The organism is Streptomyces viridosporus T7A (assembly GCF_008704515.1).
Lineage (GTDB): Bacteria > Actinomycetota > Actinomycetes > Streptomycetales > Streptomycetaceae > Streptomyces > Streptomyces viridosporus.
The window spans coordinates 850,173-865,891 of record NZ_CP023700.1 but is presented as its reverse complement, the minus strand read 5'-3'; the positions used below and the strand labels follow the sequence as shown (position 1 = coordinate 865,891).

The following is a 15,719-nucleotide window of genomic DNA, read 5'->3' as shown; positions in this document are numbered from 1 at the left end:
CTGGACGCCCCCGGCCACCCGCCGACTGCGTCGGCCCGACCCGCCACGGCGGGGGTGCGCCGGGCCGCCCGGCGCGGCCGGCACCTTCTTCAACGCCTCGTGCCGACGGGCGGCTTCGCTCAGCTCGGCACCCCGGGCGGCCAGTCGGTCGGCGCTGCAACGACCGGAGTCGGTCGCGGTAGCGCCGTCGAACCTGCGAGACACGGTGGCTCCTCGTCTTGGGGTGGTCGGTCGGCGGCTCAGGAGCGCGGTGGCGCCGGGCATGGCTGCGCGTAGCGCTCGGGCCTCAGCTCAGTCCTTCGGTGATCATCCCCAGGCCCTGACCGCCGCCCACGCGCATGGCCTCCGGGCCGAAGGGGTGGTCGACGCCGGTGGCGCCGCCGTCGACGTCGAGCCGGTCGAAGTCGACTCCCAGGTGGCGCGCCGGTGGGATCGCCGGTGCCGCGGCCCCGTCGTTGGACGGGCAGCAGCCGGCCGTGGCGACCGTGGCACTGGACCGGAGCACCGGCGGCAATGCGGCGACCTTCCGAGCGCGTCGGCGTAGGGGCCGTCGTCGGTGGAGTTCAGCACGCCGACCTCCCGGATCCGCCGTCGTCCTGCCGCCGCTGACCCTAGCTCAAAGTCGACGTCAAGTTCAACTATGGATGAAGTCGCCGTCGGTTTCGTATTGCGTGTCGTACGCCCCACTCCCGACGAAGAGGAGAGCACCGTGGCGAGCGTCGTGAAGCTGATCGGGGCGGCCAAGGGGAGGGGGTGGTCACACCGCGGACGGTCGGCGGAGAGCGCGGACACGGGTGCTCCGGGGCACCGCACGCAGGCGCCTCAGGAGCGGGGTCGTTCAAAAGCGTGGGAAAGCCGGTGCCCGCCTCGGTGCCGACCGCGACCCGGCCGGCCGTGACCACGGCGCGATGCGACGCCGTGTCCCCGCGTCACTGGCCACCGCGCCTTGCCCGAAGGAGGGCCCGCCCGGGAGGCGGATGACGTCCTCTCGACGGGACGCCGCCGTCACGTCACTGTGGAGCGCGGTCACGAACGCTGGCCACACCGGCTTTCACGCGGCCGTCCAGCGCACGCCGCCTCGCATCTGTGGAGTGCGGGCCGGTGCGGGACAGCGCGGCGTGTGCCGCGCCTCGGTCCCGGCGAGCCTTCGGCGCGCGGTGGCCTTCATGGCTGAGGGCGCAAGGTCTCGCTCGAGCCGTCCTGCGGAACCGGGGGCTGTCTGTCGTCCGTTGGCCCGAGGGCGTCGACCAGTCCCCAGGTCAGTGCGGTGGGGGCGTCCAGGACGCTGTCGGTGACGGCGAGGTACAGGGTGCGCCAGCGTCCGATGCGTCGCGGGATGCTGACGGTGCCGCCGGCGCCGGGGATCAGTCCCATGCCGACCTCGGGGAGCCGGAAGGTGGTGTCCGGGGCGGCGAGGACGGTCCCGGCGAAGGCGGGCAGTTCGATGCCGGAGCCCACACACGTGCCATGCACCTCCACCTGCATCCGGTCGCGCAACTCGTGGAGGAGGCGGCCGGCGCCGGCGCGGGTCCGCACCAGATGGGCGGTGACCGGGTCGGGGGCCGTGCCGAACTCGTCGAGGTCTCCGCCCGAGCAGAACGCCGGGCCGGCGCCGGTGAGCACCACCCGGGAGATGGTGTCGTCGAGGGCGGCGAGGTGCAGGGCCTCGACCAGCGCGTCCCGCATCTGCCGGTCGTAGGCGTTTCGCCGCGACGGCCGGTTGAGGGTCACCTCCAGGTCGTCCCCGCTGCGGGCGACCAGCACGGGGTCCGGGACGGGCGGAAGCTGTGGACGGGGCCCGCGCGCGGCGAGCCACCGATGGAACTCCGCACCGCCGAGCAGAGTGGAGTACGCCAGCGACTCCACCTCCAGGGCGTCGCGCACCGGGAGCGTCTCGGTCGTGCGCAGGAGTCCGGCCAGTACGAGCGCGGCCTGGGGGTTCGCCGTCACCGCGGCTTCTACCTCGGCCAGTGCGACGGCCGGATCGGGCACCGGGACGAACGGGCGATCGTTGGCCTGTGAGCCCCGGTCGACCAGGGTCATGTCGAGTGCCGCCGCCAGCACCCCGGCCTCGTTGCGCGCCCCCGCCCCAGCGGCGCCCGTGATCCCGACGAGCAGCCGGTCGCAAGCCCGGGCGTGGCGGACCGCGGCGTCGAGCACGGCGGGGTCGACGGGCTCGTCGAGGTCGACGGCCAGCACCGGGGCGACCTGCCGCGCGGCCGGATCGAACAGCGGGGTGCCCGCCGCGCCGGCTGCCAGTTGCGCCGGGCTGATCACAGGCGCGGGGGACACGGAACAGCACGCTCCTAACGATCACGGCTGACGAGCGCGAGTGTACCGTCGGCCTGTGTTCAGCGTCATGCCGGCTTCTGTGCGGGCAGCGGCATGACCGTCCCCCGGATCCGCCGGCCGGCGGGGCGTCCAGCGGCATCGTCGCGCTCGCCGGACGCCCCGCCGGACCGCCGCCGCCCCGGTCCCCCCGCCTGCCGCCGCCCGCCCCGCTCCACCGTCGGTGCCGCCCGCACCACGGCCCGTCGGCGGCCTGCCCGTGGTCGACCTCAGCACGCCGTGAGCCGGGCCGTGGTACGGCCACCTGCTCGGCCTGGCCGGGTCGGCGTGTCGAGGTGACCACCGCCACCGAGGCCGTGACGACGGATCAGGCAGGCGCACCGATCAACGCCTTCACCGGTCCCGAGGAGGCGGGTCGCTGAAACCGGGAAGGGACCGTCGCCGGGAACCCTCGGCAGCGGCCCGCGAGGCGGGCTTACGGTGTCCCCGTGTCGGCGCGCACCTGAAGACCGAGCCCGACGTGGGACGCCGCCTCCGCAAGCGCCGCGCGCCGGGCGTCGAGGTCCGGCCCGCGCCACAGCTGATCGGCCCACACCACGAGATCGGTCATGCCCTCGGCCGTGAAGCGGTCGATCAGGGCCGGGTCGAGCCGCTCGATCCGGAACCAGCAGCGCAACGGCTCGGTCCGGCCGACTGCGGCGCACGCCGCCTCCACCGCGTCGCGCAGTCGGGCCGCGTTCTCGTAGTCGAGGGTGCCTGAACTGAGCCAGGCGTCACCCAGGCGAGCCGCTCGCCGCAGCGCCGGCCCCGAGTTGCCGCCCAGGACCAGAGGGATGGCCACGGGCTCTGCCACAACCTGTACACGGCCGAAGGAGTAGTGCGTACCGCACCGGGAGAACCAACCGCCCGCCCAGGCCTCGCGCAGCACGGCGATGCTTTCCTCGAACCGACCGAACCGCGTGCGGAACTCGACGCCGAGTGCGTCGAACTCCTCCTGCAGCCAGCCTGCTCCCACTCCCAGCAGAAAGCGCCCGCGCGCGAGGTCCTGCACAGTGCTCGCGATCCGCGCAGTGGCCAACGGATGCCGCAACGGCAGCAGGTAGATGCCCGTGGCCAGGAAGATCCGAGAGGTGCGGGCAGCGGCCGCGGCGAGAGTGGTGAGCGGATCGATCAACCGCACCGTCGAGTCGACCACCGAGCCGAGGTGATGGACGGGCTGGTCGGCTGTGGTGGGGTGGACTCCTCCACCGGACTCGGGAGCGATGATGTGCTCGCCCAGCCACAGCGTGTCGAAACCGCACTGCTCGGCCGCCACCGCAAGTTCGGTGAACTCGACGGCGTCCATGTCGTACGCGCTGAGGCCGATACGGTACCGCGGTGTCATGGCCGGACGGTATAATCTCATGAGCAATTTCGTCAACGATATGGTGTCGACCTTGTAATGTCCATGAGGAAGTACGCATCCTCTTCCCTACCGTCGGCACGCGGCCACACCTGGTGGAGATGCGGCAGCGAGGCAATGAGGAGATGTGGATGACTGACACGACCGCCGCGAAAGATCCCCCCGGCCGACCCCGTGGCATCCCCATCGTCTACCGGCCGGGCACCGCCTATCGCACCGTCGACCCGGGCAACGGACAGACCGCCTCGCGCACGCCGAAGGCCTCCGAGGTCACCGCGGCCGCGATCGTGCACGACATCGTCGCCGACAACCTCGAGGTCGGCGACCGGCTGCGTCCCGAGGCCGAGATGCTGGCGCACTACAACGTGAGCCGCGAGACGCTGCGGGAGGCGCTGCGCCTGCTCGAGGTGCAGGGACTGGTCTCGATCAAGCGCGGACCGGGTGGCGGACCGCTTGTCGAGCCGCTCAACGCCAGTTACCTCGCGCGGACTGCCACGCTGTACTTCCACCTCAGCGGAGCGACCTACGACGAGGTCTTCGACACCTGGGAGATCCTTGAGCCGCCCCTCGCCGGCCGGGTGGCGCAGCTGCCGGATCGCAAGCTCAAGATGCGGGCGTTCGCGCCGTTCCTCGACTACCAGCCCGAGGAGCACGAACGCGACGAGGTCTTCGAGGACCTCAACAACTTCCACGCGGTGATCGCGGCGCTGAGCGGGAACCGGGTTCTCACCCTCCTGACCCAGGCGGTGACCCACATCGTCACCGACCACGTGCTGGAGAGAATCGACCCGATCGCCGAGAGCGCTCACATGCTGCACTCGCACACCGACATCGCCGAGGCGATCATCGCCGGCCGGGCGAAGCGCGCAGCCACGCTGATGCGGGAGCACATCGTGGCAGTGACGGCGAGCTACCGGGAGCGGTGGCCGGAGCGGCTGCAGCAAGCGATCGAGTGGCGCTGAGCGCAGTGGCCTGGAGCGGGAGCCGTCGCCCCGCTCCAGGCCTGTCAGACTCCCAGTTCGGTGAGGAGCCGCTCCTGATGCTCCGCGTGGTCGCCGAAGAGGACGGCGCTCGTGGTGGCCCGCCGGAAATGCAGGTGCGCGGGGTGTTCCCAGGTGAAGCCGACACCACCGTGGACTTGGATGTTCTCGGCGGCGACGTACCGGTAGGCGCTGCCGCAGCGCAGGGCGGCCGTCACGGCCGCCAGGGGGAGTTCGCCGGACGCCTCGGCGGTGGCGGCGGTTGCCCAGGCGCTGGCGGAGCGGGCCGCCTCGACGTGCAGGGCCATGTCGGCGCAGCGGTGTTTGACCGCCTGGAAGGAGCCGATGGGCCGGCCGAACTGGATGCGGTCGCGGGCGTGGGCGACGGCGGACTCCAGTGCCGCGGCGGCGCCGCCGAGCTGTTCGGCGGCCAGGGCGGCGACGGCCCGGTCGAGCACCTTGGCGAGGATCGGCAGGGCGCCGCCGGGCGTTGTGACGGCGCGGGCCGGCGTGGCTGCCAGTTCGATCCTGGCGAGCCGGCGGCCCGGGTCCATCGCCCGCATGGGCGTGCGGACCAGACCGGGCGCGTCGGCGTCGACGGCGTAGATCCCCGGTCCTTCGGGAGTGCGGGCAGCGACCAGCAGCAGGTCGACCGCCGCCCCCTCGACGACCAGGATCTTGGTGCCGGTCAGTCGCCAGCCGTCGCCGTCGGGGGTCGCGGTGGTGGCGAGGCGGCCGGGGTCCCAGCCCTCCGGGTCCTCCCGGTAGGCCAGCGTGGCGGTCACCTCGCCGGAGGCGAGCCCGGGCAGCAGGTCGGCCCGCGCGGCGCCGTCGTCGGTGTGCAGCAGCACCCCGACGCCCAGCACGGCGGTGGAGAACCAGGGAAGCCGGACCAGGGATCGGCCCAGCTCCTCGGCGACGACCGCGACTTCGCGGAAGCTCGCCCCCGCCCCACCGAGGTCCTCGGGCACGTCGAGGCCGACCGTCCCGAGTTCACCGGCGAAGCGGCTCCAGGTGGCGGGGTCCCAGCCCGGCTCACCGCTCGGCCCGCGGAGGACCGCCGCGGTGTCGGCGTGTTTGCCGAGGAAGGCGCGTACGGTCTCCCGCAGCTCCTCGGCATCTGCGTCGGGTGTCAGGCGCATCAGGTCGTCGTTTCCTCTCACGACAGGCTTGCCGGCAGTTCGGCGCGCAGCACGCGGCGCAGCGGCTTGCCGGTGTCGGTGTGCGGCAGCGCGTCGCGCACCAGCACGCGGGCCGGGGTCTTGGCCGAGCGCAGCCGGGCGCGGACGAAGTCCCGCAGCTCCGCCTCCTCGACGGGAGCGCGCAGTACCACCGCGGCCACGGGCACCTCGCCCCACTCGACGTCCGGGGTGCCGAAGACGATCGCGTCGGCCACCGCGGGGTGCGCCAGCAGCGCGTCCTCGATCTCGCCCGGCGACAGGTTCTCCCCGCCCCGCACGATGACGTCGTCGGCCCGGCCGTCGAGGAAGAGATAGCCCTCGGCGTCGAGCCACCCGCGGTCGCGGGTGGGGAACCAGCCTTCGCCGTCGGTGGCGGTGTGCGTGAGGTACTCGCCGGAGACCTGCTCGCCGCGCACGTGGATCTCGCCCGGTTCGCCGGGAGGGAGCGTCCGCCCGTCCTCGTCGCGGATCTGCAGTTCCACGCTGGGCAGGGGCCTGCCGACGGAGCCGAGCCGTGCCCGGACGGCGGGGTCGGGGGAAGCGAGGGCGTCGCGGTGGTCCTGCGGGCCGAGCACGGCGATCGTGGAGCTGGTCTCGGTGAGCCCGTAGGCGTTGACCAGGTCGACGTGCGGTAGCAGCCGCAGGGCCCGCTCCACGACCGGCAGGGGCATCCGGCCGCCCCCGTACGACAGGTGCCGCAGGGCGGGCAGCGTGCGGCCTTCGGCCTCCAGCACGTCGAGGATCCGGCCGAGCATCGTCGGCACGACCATCGCGTGCGTCACCGCCTCCTCGTGCGCCAGCTCCACCCAGGCCGCCGGGTCGAAGGAGGGCAGCATCAGGAGCCGGCGTCCGGCGAACACCGAGGTCAGCAGCGAGGAGATTCCGGCGATGTGGTACGGCGGCACGCTGACCAACAGCGCCTCGTCCTCGCCGGCGGACAGGAGGTCCACCGTGGACAGCACGTAGGAGACCAGGTGAGCCGGGCGCAGCACGGCCGCCTTGGGCTCCCCGCTGGTGCCCGAGGTGAACAGCAGTGCGCTGATGTCCCCGGAGCCGGCCCGGCCGGGAGCGCCGGTCGGCAGCTGGGACGCCGTCAGCACGGTGACGCCGTCGATGCCCGCGCACCGGGCCCGCTGCTCCTCGCCCACCACGACCACGGCCGGAGCGATCCGGGCCAGCACCGCGCGCAGCGCGTCGTCGGCGAGCCGGTAGTTCAGCGGCACGAACGGCAGGCCCGCCAGCGCCGCAGCGTAGAACACCTGCGGCACCAGCGCGGAGTTCACATCCACCAGGGCGACGTGGTCCACGCCCAGGCCGTGCAACCCCCCGGCCAGCGTCTCGGCGCGCGAGAGCAGCCCGGCGTAGGTCAGCCCGGAGCGTGCCGGCCCGATCGCAACGCGCTCGGGGGCGACATCGGCGACCATCTTCAACAGGATCGAGGCATCCATCGCTCAGTCCGATGCCGGCAGCGGACGGGTGTTCATCAACTGGAGGAGGCGGCTGTCGACCGCGAGCTCGCCGGCCCCGCCACGGGTGCACAGGATCTGCAGGCCGCTGTCCTCGTCGGCGTAGCGCTTGCCGAGCAGTGGGCCCTCACCCTCGGCGGTGACCGCCGCGTTCTCCGGCTCGTGCTCGACCATCGGGACGCCCCCGCAGGTCAGCGTCACCTTCCCGGCGGCCGGCCGGACGACGACGACCGACACCGGACTCACCGTGCTCCAAAACCGCGTTCCCGGTTTCATGCTCACTGCAGTCCTTTCGTTGGAAGTGTGGTGGGCAGGCCGAGCCGGCTCATGCCTCGCTCGGCCAGTACCGAGATGTGGGCACCGCGGCGGGCCATCCGTTCGTCGGTGGTCTCGCCGCGTAGGTGGCGGGCGTACAACTGCTGCAGGATGACCAGCGTCTTGAAACAGCCGTAGGCCTCGTACCAGTCGATGTCGCGGACGCTGCGTTCCGACCGCGCGGCGTAACGGTCGACGACCTCTTGGCGGGAGGGCAGACCGAGCCGCGACAGGCGCAGCTCCGCCAGCGCGCCCGCGTCGCCGAACTCCGGGTCGGGCCAGTAGTTCAGCAGGGTGCCGAGGTCGACCAGGGGGTCGCCGAGGGTGGCCATGTCCCAGTCGAACACGGAGACGACCGTGTCGGGGTCGTCCGGTGCGAACTGGCAGTTGTCGATCTTGAAATCGTTGTGCAGTACGGCGGGCGGCCCAGACTCCGGCAGGCTCGCCGCCAGCCGTTCGCCGAGCTCGGCCGCGGTGGGGTCGCTGTCTTCGGTGGCGGCCAGATCCCACCGTTTGCGCCAGCCGGCGACCTGGCGGGCCAGGAAGCCGTCCGGGCGGCCCAGGTCGCCGAGGCCGCATGCGGAGGGATCCACCCGGTGCAGGTCCGCCAGCGCGTCGATCACCGCGAGCCCGATCCGGTGGCCGGCGTCGAGGAAGGCGGCCATCGACTCCGGTACCGCGTCCCAGACGACGATCCCGGGCCGGTACTCCATCACCAGGAAGTCGGCCCCGGCGACGGAGTGGTCGTCGCAGAACAGCAGCGCGCGCGGGGCCCGCGGGTAGGCCCGCCACAGCCGTGAGAGCGCCTTGTGTTCGCGCCGCATGTCATGCGCGCCCGGCGCCAGTTGCCCGAACGGCGGGCGGCGCAGGACGAGCGGGGTGTCGCCGAAGCGGATCCGGTAGGTGAGGTTGGCCGAGCCGTGGGGGAACTGCAGCACCGAGAACTCCCCGGTCAGCTCGGGCAGTTCCGCGCGCAGGTAGGCCTCCACCCGCGGCCAGTCCAAATCCTCCCCGGGACGGACGGGAGCGGTCTCGGCGTCGTATGCCGTCATCTCCTCACTCATGGGTGCCCGACTCGGCGATGACGTCGGCGTAGCGCTGGTGCGCCTGCTCGGACAGGGTGGGCAGGATGTAGGGCGGGAACAACCCGTCGTCGGGCTGCGTCCGGCGCAGCAGCGCCTTGGCGAGGTTGACCTTGTGCACCTCGGTGGCGCCGTCGGCCAGCCCCATGTGGAAGGACTCCATGACCCACTTGCCGAACGGCAGCTCCTTGGAGATGCCGAGCGAGCCGTGGATCTGGATCGCCCGTGACGCCACGTCGAGCAGCACCTGGGGCATCGCCGCCTTGACCGCGGCGATGTCGGGCCGCACCGTGCGGTAGTCGTTGTACTTGTCGATCTTCCAGGCGGTGCGCAGCACGAGCAGCCGGAACTGCTCGAGCTGGATCCAGGAGTCGGCGATCATCTCCTGGACCAGCTGCTTGTCGGCGAGCCGCTCACCCTTGGTCGTCCGGGACACCGCGCGCCGCTTCATCAGCTCGAACGCCTGGCCGACCAGCCCGACGGTGCGCATCGCATGGTGGATCCGGCCGCCGCCGAGCCGGGTCTGGGCGACGGCGAACCCCTCGCCGCGTTCACCCAGCAGGTTCTCCGCGGGCACCCGCACATCGTTGTAGCGCAGGTACTGATGGGTGCCGACGCGCTCCTCGTGCCCCCACACGCTCACGTCCCGGACCCGTTCGACGCCCGGGGCGTCGGCCGGCACGACGAACATCGACATGCTTCGGTGCCTGGGCGCCTCCGGCTCGGTGACCGCCATGACGATCAGGAACTCGGCGAACAGCGCGTGCGAGGAGAACCACTTCTCCCCGTTGATCACCCATGTGTCACCGTCGAGCACGGCGGTGGTGCGAAACCCTGTCGGGTCCGAGCCGCCGTGCGGTTCGGTCATCGAGAAGCACGAGGCGATCTCGTTCTCCAGCAGCGGCTCGAGGTAGGTCTTCTTCAGGTAGTCGCTGCCGTAGTGGGCGAGGATCTCGGCGTTGCCGGAGTCGGGGGCCTGGCAGCCGAAGACGACCGGGCCGGAGTGGGTGCGGCCGAGCTTCTCGTTGAGCAGGGCCAGCTTCAGCTGCCCGTAGCCCGGGCCGCCCAGCTCGGGGCCGAGGTGGCAGGCCCACAGCCTGCGCTCGCGGACCTTCTGCTGCAGCGGCTTGATGAGCTTGTTGCGCAGCGGGTCACGGGTGTTCCAGGCGTGCTCGATCACCTGGTCGACCGGTTCGACCTCGGTCCGGACGAACTCCTCGACCCAGTCCAGCTCCTGCTGGAACTCCGGGTCGGTCTCAAAGTCCCAAGCCATGGGAACGTTCCTTCCTTGTGATCAGCGGGTGAGTACCGTGCACGCGCTGATGCCGGGTGCTCCGTAGACGTGGGTGAAGCCGACCCGGGGCCCGCCGGGAACCTGGTGCGCGCCGGCGTCGCCGCGCAGCTGCAGCGCGGTCTCGTAGACCTGTCGCAGCCCGGACGCGCCGATCGGCTCGCCATTGGCGATGCAACCGCCGTCGGTGTTGACCGGCAGCCGGCCGCCGATCTCGGTGGCTCCTTCGGCGATGAGCTCTTCTTGCTCGCCGTGGGCGCACAGCCCGGTCTCGGCCATGTGCATCAGCTCCGCGCCGGCCTCGGTGTCCTGAAGCTGTGCCAGGTCCACCTCGTCCGGTGCGACGCCGGCCTGCTCGAAGGCCGCCCGTGCCGCCTCCACCGTCGGCGAATCCGCCCGCTCTGTCGCCAGCCACGGGCTGAACACCTCGAACGATCCGTACCGCCGCGACCGCAGCGTCGCCCCGCGCAGGAACACCGGCCGGTCGGTGTAGCGGTGTGCGAGGTCCGCGCGGCACAGCACCAGCGCCACCGCGCCCTCGGCGGGCGAGCAGTACATGTACTGGGTCAGCGGATGCGAGATCATCGGCGCCGCCGCGATCTCCGTCTCGCTCAGCGGGGTGCGCCGCCAGGCGTCGGGGTTCAGCGCGCCGTTGCGGAACGCCTTGGCCGCGATCTTCGCCAGCACACCGACGTCGATCCCGGTCTGGTGCAGGTACCGCTGGATCTTCATGCCGAAGAACTGAGTGGTGAGCATCAGCCCGGTCTCCCCGTACCAGGCACCGATGCCGTGTTCGGCCGGGTCGGTGTTGAACGCCCCTCGCTCGTGCTTGTCGAATCCGATCACCATGCCGAGGTCGTGGCTGCCGGAGCGGATCGCCGCGTCGGCGGCGATCAGCGCGCTGCCGCCGGTGGCGCACCCGTTGGCCACGTTGATGAACGGCAGGCTGGTCAGGCCCAGTTCCGACACCAACGTGTCGGCGTCGCCCGCCGAGTGGCTGCCCCCGAACGCGAACTGCATGTCCGCGAAGCCCACGCCCGCGTCGGCCAGCGCCGCCCGCGCCGCGACCACCGCCTGCCGGCGGCCCGGGACCCCGGGGGTGCGGCCGAACCGGTGGATCCCGATCCCGACGATCGCCACGTCCGCGCTCATCGCCGCTCCTCCCGCACCGGGGCGAACGCGAACGTCAGCACCGGCGTCCCGGCGTCATCGGCGCGGAACGGAACCATCTCCAGCACCATCGGCATCCCGATCCGCAGCCGGTCGGGGTCGTTCTCGGTCAGCCGCGCTTCCACGATCACCTGTCCCGGCAGCTCCACATAACCCACCCCGTACGGCTCGAACTCCGGCGGTCCCGCATACGGCGGCTTGGGGCGGAACCCCTGCACCGTGAAGGACCACAGCGTGCCCGTCCGCGACAACGGCACGTCCTGCATCGAGGCCCCCGTGCACCGCGGGCAGCCGTCCTGCCGGGGGAAGGTGTGCGCGCCGCAGCCGGCGCACCGGCTGCCCACCAGCGCCACCCCGTCCGGAGTGTCGGTGAACAGCGAATCGTCCACGGTACGCATCACGCCTCGACCTCCCAGGCGGGGACCGTGGTGCCGTCGGGCGCCCGGTCGAAACGCACCCGCACCGGCTGCCCGACCTCCAGCTCGACCTGCCCGGGAAGGCTCCCGACCAGCCGGGCGTCGACATCCTCGAGGTCGACCAGCACGACCGTGTACGGCGTCGGGAACGCCGGGTGCACCTGATGGGTGACGGTGGTCCAGGCGTGGACGCGCCCGCGGCCGGGCACCGCACGCCACTCGCTCCGGGTGTCCCCGCAGGAGAAGCAGACCTGCCGGGGCAGGTGCAGCAACTGCCCGCACGCGCCGCAGAAGCGCAGTGCCAGTTCGCCCCTGCGGGCGGCGGCGAAGAATCCGCCGGTGTCATGGTCGTCCTCGGCCGGCAGCAGCGGCAGCGCGGCGACGTCGTTGAACACCTCGTTGGACATCCCGCTCATCCCCTCACCAGCAGCAGCGCGCTCGTGCCGGGCGGCGGGGCCGAGGTGACCAGGCTGACCTCGGCCCCGGCGATCTGTGAGGTGGACGTGCCGCGGATCTGGCGGACGCCTTCCAGCACATGGTTCATCCCGTGCACGTAACCTTCCGACAGGTTCCCCCCGGCGGTGTTGACCGGCAGGGAGCCGCCCGGGCGCAGCGCACCGCTCTCGGCGAAGGCACCGCCCTCGCCCTCGGCGCAGAACCCGTAGTCCTCCAGTTGGAGCAGAAGCGTGATCGTGAAGCAGTCGTAGATCTGCGCCACGTCCACGTCGGAGGGGCCCAGGCCGGCCCGGGAGAACAACGTCCGCGCCGCGGTCCGGGAGGGCGTCACCGTGATGTCGGGACGCATCAGCATCGGGTACATCACCCCGGGCTGCACCCGCGGGCCCGTCGACTGCGCGACCGCGCGGATCAGCACCGGCGGCTGCGCGCAGTCGGCCGCGCGCTCGGCGGAGGTGACGACGACGGCGCAGGCGCCGTCCGTCTCCAGGCAGAAGTCGAACAGCCGCAGCGGCAGTGAGATCGGCCGAGCCGTCAGGCACTGCTCCAGCGTCAGCGTCCGGTCGTGCATCTGCGCGGCGGGGTTGCGGTTGGCGGCCTCCCGGCAGGCCAGCGCGATCTCCGCCAGCGCCTCGTGCCGGGTACCGTAGGTGCTCATGTGCCGCTGGGCGAGGAGCGCGAAGAACTGGCCGGGGGTGACCAGCCCGTAGGGGGCGAAGAACTCCTCGTAGGTGCCCCGGCCGCCGACCGGGGTCTCGGGATCCACGAAGCCCTGCCCGTACCGGCGTCCGGACCGCCCGTTGAGAGCGCGGTACACCAAAACGGTGGTCGCCTGTCCGGACAGGATCGCGGCGACCGCCTGACCGACCATGGCGCAGGGCCCTGACCCGCCCGGTCCGGTCTGCCCCCAGTAGGTCAGGTCGTCGATGCCCAGGGCGTCGGAGATCGCGCTGTAGGAGACCAGGTCGTAGTCGCAGGACACCACGCCGTCGACGTCGGCCACGGTGAGCCCGGCGTCGTCGAGCGCGGCCCGGCAGGCCTGCGCGGCCAGCGTCAGCTCGCTGCGACCGCTGTCCTTGGAGAACTCGGTGGCGCCGATGCCCGCGATGGCGCAGCGGTCACGGTGGGAAGCAGTCTCAGGCATTTTCGAGCACCTCCGCGGTGTGTTCTCCGAGCCGAGGAGCACGACGTGGCCCCGGGAGGCCGAACGCGCTGAAGCGGTAGGGGGCGCCGGGCTGCTTGACCGGCTGCTCACCGTCCTGCTCCACGTCGACGAAGAAGCCGCGGGCCTGCAGGTGCTCGTCGTCGAACAGTTCCTCCGGAGCCCTGGCGACTCCGATCGGCAGTCCGCGCCGCTGGCCCTCGTGGTAGGCGGTCTCGGCGTCGAGGAGGAGGAAGAACACCTCGACCAGTTCCTGGATGTGCGCGAAGTTCTCCTGGCGGTGCGCCAGATCGTCGTAGGCGGGGTCGGTGAGGTCTGCGGCCAGCCCCATGTCGTCCATCCACTTCACCAGTGCCTGCCAGGGCTTCTGGTCGGCGAGGATGAGCGCGAAGTACACGTAGTGGTCGTCGCCGCACCGGAACAGGGCCGGTTGGGTCGGGGCCGGTTGGGCGTGCCGAGCGGTCTGCCGCTTGACGACCGACTTCGGATAGAACCAGAACGGATTGCTCAGTTCGCCGCTGACCGCGCAGGCCGCGTGCACGGAGACATCGACGACCTGGCCCCGCCCGGTCCGTCTCCGCTCCAGCAGGGCGAGCAGGAGACCGGTGTGGGCGAAACTCGCCGCCGTCGTGTAGGCGTGGTCGCCCCCGGGGCGGATCGGCGGGATGGAGTGGTCGTCGTAGCCGCAGGAGTGGAGCATCCCGCCGGCCGCGAGCCCGACCAGGTCGCTGCCGCGGTAGGAGGACCACGGCCCGTCGAGGCCGAACGGGGTCACCGCCACCACGATCAGTCGTGGGTGCCGGGCGGCCAGCTCGGCCGGGACGAGGCCGCGCGCGGCGGCCTGCGCGGGCGGCAGCGAGGTCAGCAGCACGTCGGCGCCGGCGATCAGCTCGGCGAGCGCGGCCCGCCCGGCGTCGTCGGTGTCGTCGATCGTGACGCTGCGCTTGCCGGCGTTGTACCAGCGGAAGGAGAGGCTGGCCTCGGAACCGGTGGCGTCGCCGGCGAACGGCCCGATCCGCCGGCCGGCCGCCCCGGAGGGGGGCTCCACCTTGACGACGTCGGCGCCGGAGCCGGCCAGCAGCTTGCCGGTGAACTCCCCGCCGGGATCGTCGGCGATCTCCACGACCCGCAGGTCGGTGTAGGGGGTGGCGGTCACAGGATCCCCTCCCTGGTGAGCTCGGCGATCTCCTCACGCGGCATGCCGAGCAGGGTCGTGAACACGTACTCGTTGTCCTCGCCGAGCAGCGGTGCCGAGCGCCAGTTGTCCGGCTCGATGCCGGAGAAGAGCACCGGGCTGCCCTCGAACCGCGCCTCGCCGATGACGGGATGGTCCAGTTCGAAGAAGGTGCCCCGGTGCGCGAGCTGGGGGTCGGACTCGTTGAGGTCGCCGGCGTGCTGCACCGCCGCCGCCGCGACGCCCGCGGCCTGCAGCCGATGCATGATCTCGTGCGGGTCGTGCTCGCGCGTCCACGCCGACAGGTACTCGTCGAGGGCGTCCTGGTGGGCGAACCGGTCCGTCTGCGTGGCGAACCGCGGATCAGCGGTCCACTCGGGCGCGCCCACCTCGGTGACCAGCGCCTTCCAGTCGGTGTCGTCGAAGACCGCGATCGCGACCCAGCGGTCGTCGCCGGCCGCCGGGTACACGCCGTGCGGTGCCGCCTGCGGATGCTCCAGCCGGTTGCCCGTGGGGAAGTCCGGCCCCCGGGTCGACCGGCCGTTCACGGCGACGTCCAGCATCACCGGGCCGAGCAGGTTGATCCCGACCTCGACCGCGGAGACGTCGACCTCGGTGCCCTGCCCGGTGATCTCCCGCTGCAGCACCGCCATCAGGATGGCCGCGGAGTTGTAGTACGCCGCCTGGTTGTCCATGTGCGAGAAGCCCCACCCCGAAGGCTCGCGTCCGGGAAGGCCGCTGATGTGGGTCAGTCCGCTGACGGCCTGGACGACCGGGCCGTAGCTGCGGTACTCGCTGTGCGGGCCGTCGTGGCCGTATCCGCTCATCCGGGCGTAGAGCACGTCCGGTCGCAGCTCACGGAGCCGTTCGTAGGTCAGTCCCCACCGCTCCATCACGCCGGGCGCGAAGTTCTCGGTCACCACCGAGGCCTTCGAGATCAGCTCCTCGGCGATCCGCCTGCCGCGCTCGGTCCGCATGTTGATCGTGATGCCGAGCTTGTTGCGGTTGTAGTTGTTGAACAACCCGCCCTTGTTCGGGTCCGGGTGGGGATCCTCCTCGCCGTAGGTGCGGACCTCGCCCTTGTAGAAGGGCAGACGGCGGGGCATGTCCAGGCGCGTGCGGTCCTCGATCTTGATGACGTCGGCGCCGAAGTCGGCGAGCATGCGGGTCGCGACCGCGCCCACGCCCATCCAGCAGAAGTCGGCGACGATGAGCCCGGCGAGCGGGCCCCGTCGCTTCCTGGGGTGGCGGTTCAAGACTGTCGACACCGACACTCCTTCCCAATTTTCTCATGAGGTTTTCATTGGCGCAGGCTTCGCCTGTGGGGGACTGCTG

Annotated in this window: 15 protein-coding genes; 1 reads left to right on the top strand and 14 read right to left on the bottom strand. The window is 71.9% G+C overall.

The annotated features are described in order from the left end of the window. Positions 1 to 286: 286 nt before the first annotated feature. The 3 genes from CP969_RS04210 to CP969_RS04200 all read right to left on the bottom strand — a co-directional run bounded on the left by CP969_RS04210 (position 287) and on the right by CP969_RS04200 (position 3,673). A complete protein-coding gene (locus tag CP969_RS04210) occupies positions 287 to 505 on the bottom strand; it encodes a hypothetical protein (protein WP_223887052.1) in 219 nt (72 codons plus the stop codon). A 659-nt stretch (positions 506 to 1,164) separates the two neighbouring features. After that, on the bottom strand, positions 1,165 to 2,292 hold the full coding sequence (locus CP969_RS04205; RefSeq protein ID WP_223887051.1) for an enoyl-CoA hydratase/isomerase family protein: 1,128 nt from the start codon (positions 2,290 to 2,292) through the stop codon (positions 1,165 to 1,167). 472 nt (positions 2,293 to 2,764) lie between these two features. Then, the gene (locus tag CP969_RS04200) at positions 2,765 to 3,673 is read right to left on the bottom strand and encodes a TIGR03619 family F420-dependent LLM class oxidoreductase (protein WP_016827763.1); all 909 of its coding nucleotides are present in this window, start codon (positions 3,671 to 3,673) and stop codon (positions 2,765 to 2,767) included. Positions 3,674 to 3,822: 149 nt separating this feature from the next. Between CP969_RS04200 and CP969_RS04195 the strand changes: the two genes are divergently transcribed. After that, the gene (locus CP969_RS04195; protein WP_004992428.1) at positions 3,823 to 4,653 is read left to right on the top strand and encodes a FadR/GntR family transcriptional regulator; all 831 of its coding nucleotides are present in this window, start codon (positions 3,823 to 3,825) and stop codon (positions 4,651 to 4,653) included. A 44-nt stretch (positions 4,654 to 4,697) separates the two neighbouring features. On the opposite strand, the gene CP969_RS04190 is transcribed toward CP969_RS04195, so the two are convergent. From CP969_RS04190 to CP969_RS04140, 11 genes are read right to left on the bottom strand one after another with little or no spacing between them, the layout of a single operon-like run. Next, positions 4,698 to 5,813, bottom strand: coding sequence for an acyl-CoA dehydrogenase family protein (locus CP969_RS04190; protein ID WP_016827766.1), 1,116 nt, complete (start codon positions 5,811 to 5,813; stop codon positions 4,698 to 4,700). 17 nt (positions 5,814 to 5,830) lie between these two features. Beyond that, a complete protein-coding gene (locus tag CP969_RS04185; protein WP_016827768.1) occupies positions 5,831 to 7,300 on the bottom strand; it encodes a class I adenylate-forming enzyme family protein in 1,470 nt (489 codons plus the stop codon). 3 nt (positions 7,301 to 7,303) lie between these two features. Beyond that, entirely contained in the window at positions 7,304 to 7,555 is a 252-nt protein-coding gene (locus tag CP969_RS04180; RefSeq protein ID WP_016827770.1) for a hypothetical protein, read from the bottom strand. 41 nt (positions 7,556 to 7,596) lie between these two features. After that, complete coding sequence (locus CP969_RS04175) at positions 7,597 to 8,685, bottom strand: phosphotransferase family protein (RefSeq protein ID WP_016827772.1); 1,089 nt, start codon at positions 8,683 to 8,685, stop codon at positions 7,597 to 7,599. 4 nt (positions 8,686 to 8,689) lie between these two features. After that, the gene (locus CP969_RS04170; RefSeq protein ID WP_004992445.1) at positions 8,690 to 9,988 is read right to left on the bottom strand and encodes an acyl-CoA dehydrogenase family protein; all 1,299 of its coding nucleotides are present in this window, start codon (positions 9,986 to 9,988) and stop codon (positions 8,690 to 8,692) included. A gap of 21 nt (positions 9,989 to 10,009) precedes the next feature. Further along, positions 10,010 to 11,158, bottom strand: a complete 1,149-nt coding sequence (locus CP969_RS04165; protein WP_004992448.1) for a thiolase family protein — start codon at positions 11,156 to 11,158, stop codon at positions 10,010 to 10,012. Continuing rightward, entirely contained in the window at positions 11,155 to 11,574 is a 420-nt protein-coding gene (locus CP969_RS04160) for a Zn-ribbon domain-containing OB-fold protein (RefSeq protein WP_016827773.1), read from the bottom strand. Before CP969_RS04160 ends, CP969_RS04165 begins: the two co-directional genes overlap by 4 nt. Then, complete coding sequence (locus tag CP969_RS04155; RefSeq protein ID WP_223887050.1) at positions 11,574 to 12,008, bottom strand: Zn-ribbon domain-containing OB-fold protein; 435 nt, start codon at positions 12,006 to 12,008, stop codon at positions 11,574 to 11,576. The genes CP969_RS04160 and CP969_RS04155 overlap by 1 nt, the downstream gene beginning before the upstream one ends. Further along, positions 12,005 to 13,192, bottom strand: a complete 1,188-nt coding sequence (locus CP969_RS04150) for a thiolase C-terminal domain-containing protein (protein ID WP_016827774.1) — start codon at positions 13,190 to 13,192, stop codon at positions 12,005 to 12,007. The genes CP969_RS04155 and CP969_RS04150 overlap by 4 nt, the downstream gene beginning before the upstream one ends. After that, positions 13,185 to 14,366 carry a CaiB/BaiF CoA transferase family protein gene (locus CP969_RS04145; RefSeq protein WP_004992464.1) on the bottom strand — a complete coding sequence of 394 codons (1,182 nt, stop codon included), beginning with the start codon at positions 14,364 to 14,366 and terminating at the stop codon, positions 13,185 to 13,187. Before CP969_RS04145 ends, CP969_RS04150 begins: the two co-directional genes overlap by 8 nt. Beyond that, on the bottom strand, positions 14,363 to 15,652 hold the full coding sequence (locus CP969_RS04140; protein ID WP_026085440.1) for a CaiB/BaiF CoA transferase family protein: 1,290 nt from the start codon (positions 15,650 to 15,652) through the stop codon (positions 14,363 to 14,365). Before CP969_RS04140 ends, CP969_RS04145 begins: the two co-directional genes overlap by 4 nt. Between the last annotated feature and the right edge of the window lie 67 nt (positions 15,653 to 15,719).

Excerpts from the sequence above, each read along its gene's own strand:
- CP969_RS04200 (WP_016827763.1), bottom strand. The coding sequence starts at position 3,673 with ATGACACCGCGGTACCGTATCGGCCTCAGCGCGTACGACATGGACGCC.
- CP969_RS04195 (WP_004992428.1), top strand. The coding sequence starts at position 3,823 with ATGACTGACACGACCGCCGCGAAAGATCCCCCCGGCCGACCCCGTGGC.
- CP969_RS04190 (WP_016827766.1), bottom strand. The coding sequence starts at position 5,813 with ATGCGCCTGACACCCGACGCAGATGCCGAGGAGCTGCGGGAGACCGTA.
- CP969_RS04185 (WP_016827768.1), bottom strand. The coding sequence starts at position 7,300 with ATGGATGCCTCGATCCTGTTGAAGATGGTCGCCGATGTCGCCCCCGAG.
- CP969_RS04175 (WP_016827772.1), bottom strand. The coding sequence starts at position 8,685 with ATGACGGCATACGACGCCGAGACCGCTCCCGTCCGTCCCGGGGAGGAT.
- CP969_RS04170 (WP_004992445.1), bottom strand. The coding sequence starts at position 9,988 with ATGGCTTGGGACTTTGAGACCGACCCGGAGTTCCAGCAGGAGCTGGAC.
- CP969_RS04165 (WP_004992448.1), bottom strand. The coding sequence starts at position 11,158 with ATGAGCGCGGACGTGGCGATCGTCGGGATCGGGATCCACCGGTTCGGC.
- CP969_RS04160 (WP_016827773.1), bottom strand. The coding sequence starts at position 11,574 with ATGCGTACCGTGGACGATTCGCTGTTCACCGACACTCCGGACGGGGTG.
- CP969_RS04155 (WP_223887050.1), bottom strand. The coding sequence starts at position 12,008 with ATGAGCGGGATGTCCAACGAGGTGTTCAACGACGTCGCCGCGCTGCCG.
- CP969_RS04150 (WP_016827774.1), bottom strand. The coding sequence starts at position 13,192 with ATGCCTGAGACTGCTTCCCACCGTGACCGCTGCGCCATCGCGGGCATC.